2 protein-coding genes are annotated in these 2,863 nt (G+C 35.6%); one reads left to right on the top strand and one right to left on the bottom strand.

What is annotated here, in order from left to right; genetic code table 11:
* On the bottom strand, window positions 1–1,164 hold a 1,164-nt coding region (locus AC220I_RS20905), incomplete at its 3' end, for a diguanylate cyclase domain-containing protein (protein ID WP_486725806.1).
* A 132-nt stretch (window positions 1,165–1,296) separates the two neighbouring features.
* Between AC220I_RS20905 and rlmD the strand changes: the two genes are divergently transcribed.
* A complete protein-coding gene (rlmD, locus tag AC220I_RS20900; RefSeq protein WP_486725805.1) occupies window positions 1,297–2,667 on the top strand; it encodes a 23S rRNA (uracil(1939)-C(5))-methyltransferase RlmD in 1,371 nt (456 codons plus the stop codon).
* Window positions 2,668–2,863: the final 196 nt, after the last annotated feature.

Raw genomic sequence — 2,863 nt, 5'->3', positions numbered from 1 at the left:
TTTTGTTTCTTCAAGGATCATCTCAAGGTCTTTAAAGACAAGCGAATTTAAGAGCTCTTTTGACGATAGATTGAAGGATATGAATGTTGAATCTGAGGAAGTGTTCACAATATTGTTTAGCTCACAAACTTCAGAAAAAACTCTCTTCTGAATCTGAGGCATCAAATTCAAATCTTTTGAAATTGGCAAAAACGTACTTGGTGCTATGTTACCCATTGAACTCTGCCACCTTAACATGGCTTCAATGAAGTGAACACTTTTGGTATTTACGTTATATACGGGCTGATAGTGAAGTGTAAGCGCATTGTTGTGTACTGCAGTTTGGAGTTCCTGTTGTAAATGGACAATATAGTCCGATTGCTTTTTGGCATCTTCGTTATAGAAGGCAAACTGATTTTTACCAGCATTTTTGGCGGTATACATGGCCATGTCGGCACTGCCGATTAGCTCATCATAAGTATTACCATGTATTGGCACAATTGCAACCCCCATGCTAAAAGTCATTTGAAATTCATGCCCGCGGACTTTTAAGGGGTTTTTAAAACTGGATAAGAGTTTGTTGGCATAGAAATCGATGGTATCTTGATCAGAGACACTATCAATAAGGACGATGAACTCATCACCTCCGAAGCGATAGACCTTGCCATGCTCTGCAATGCTTAACATAAGGCGTTCTGAAATTGAAATCAGCATCTCATCACCAAAAGTATGACCAAAATGATCGTTAATGTGCTTAAAGTTATCAAAATCAATAAAGAAAAGGGCGCCCTTAATGATGCTATGAGTTGATTGAATGAGTATTTTCTGAACATCAAGTTTCAGGGTATGCCTGTTTGGCAAATGTGTTAGACAATCATAAAAGGCATAGTCTTCGATGGATTTTTGCTTTTTAATTAAGTTCTCTTTTTGAGCTTCAAGTTGATTACGCTGTAACAAAAGCTCTTCGTTTTGGGCTTTCAGCTCTTCTTCAGAAGCGGTAAGAGCTTCGTAAAGGGAAGTCATTTCTATTGAGTTTTGAACCAATGCTTTCTCCACCGTTTTGCATCTAAAAATATAGTAGAGCAAATAAATGATGAATGCTAAAAAAAGCGTAAAGATCAAAATGGCAAATATTACAATGTCAAAATGAAGTTCTACAAAATTTCCAAACCGATTTTCAGCCATAAAATCCTCCCCAACCATATGCTATATCTATACCCTGTGTCTAAATGATAAATCATTTTGATTGAGGGCTTGTTATAACCCTCTAGTATTTGATATAATCAAAGTCGAATTTAATTTGAAAGGAAGTAAACTGTGAAAAAAGGCGATGAGATTACACTCAAGATTGAAAAAATGAAATATCCCAATATTGGTATTGGATTTTACAATGATAAAAAAGTGCATGTTAAAAATGTATTAGAGGGTCAAACCATTCGTTGTAGAATTAGCAAAAACAGAAGTGAAAAGCGTGAGGCAAGATTGCTTGAGATTGTGGAAAATAGTCCAAAAGAGCAAACTTCTTTTTGTGAACATTACAATCTTTGTGGTGGTTGTCTATTTCAGACCCTTTCTGGACAAGGTCAGCTTGAGACAAAGCATGATATGGTAAAACTCCTATTTGACGAAGCTGGAATGGAAATTCCATTTGAAGGCATTTTACCAAGTCCAACACTTTTTGAATATCGAAACAAGATGGAATTTTCTTTTGGTGATGAAATAAAAGACGGTCCATTGAGACTTGGTATGCACAAGAAGGGTCGCTACCATGATGTTGTTAATGTGGACAAGTGTCATCTGGTCGATGAAGATTATCGTGTCATTTTAAGAAGTGTTTTAGATCATATGATTACAAACAATATTTCTAAATATAATAAAAATACATTTCAAGGTTTCTTAAGACATCTTGTGGTTCGTAAAAGCTATAAGACAGGCGAGATTTTAATTGGTCTATCAGCTTCAACGCAGGCTGTGGATGATAAAGGAAATATATTTGATACCAAGGCGTTTTCAGATATGCTGGTCAATTTACCCCTTAAGGGACAAATTGTCGGAGTCCTTTATGTTAAAAACGATGGGATTAGTGATGTTGTACAGGGTGAGTACGATATTTTATATGGTAGAGATTATCTTTATGAAAAACTCTTTGACCTATCTTTTAAGGTATCCTTTTATGCCTTCTTCCAGACTAATACAGAAGGTGCAGAACGTTTGTATGAGGCTGCACTCAATATGATTCCAGATTTGGAGGGAAAAACAGCATTTGACCTCTTTAGTGGCACTGGTACCATTGGGCAGATTATGTCTCAAAAAGCTAAGCATGTGATTGGCATTGAAATCGTTGCAGATGCGGTTGCCTCTGCAAAAGAGAATATGATGTTAAATGAAATCACCAACTGTGAGTTTTTATGTGGAGATGTTTTTAAGGTATTGAATGAAATTGACTCAAGACCAGATATCATTGTAGTAGACCCGCCAAGAAGTGGCATGGGTGAGAAAGCTTCAATTAAAGTGGCAAGCTATAAGGTGGATGAAATTTTATACATTTCGTGTAACCCTAAATCCTTATTGGAGGATTTGATCGTGCTGAGAAGAGAAGGCTATGAAGCAGAAAAAATTCTACTTGTGGATATGTTCCCTTGGACGGGATCTGTTGAGAGCATTTGTTTGTTAAAACGAAAAATATAATCGAATATGTAAGAAAATTAAAAGTTCTGAGTGATAAAACAGCTCAGAACTTTTTTTTACACACGTTCTTCAAAATATTCAATTTCAAAGTAATCAAAATCAATTTCTTCGATAAAGTGTTGTTTTTTAAAACTTGTTTTGTTGATTTGATTCATACTAATGGTATTGTCATTTAGCCACATTGGATTTCCAATAT

The organism is Fusibacter sp. (assembly GCF_057447755.1).
The sequence above is the reverse complement of the archived record's forward strand: the minus strand, read 5'-3'. Positions and strand labels throughout refer to the sequence as shown.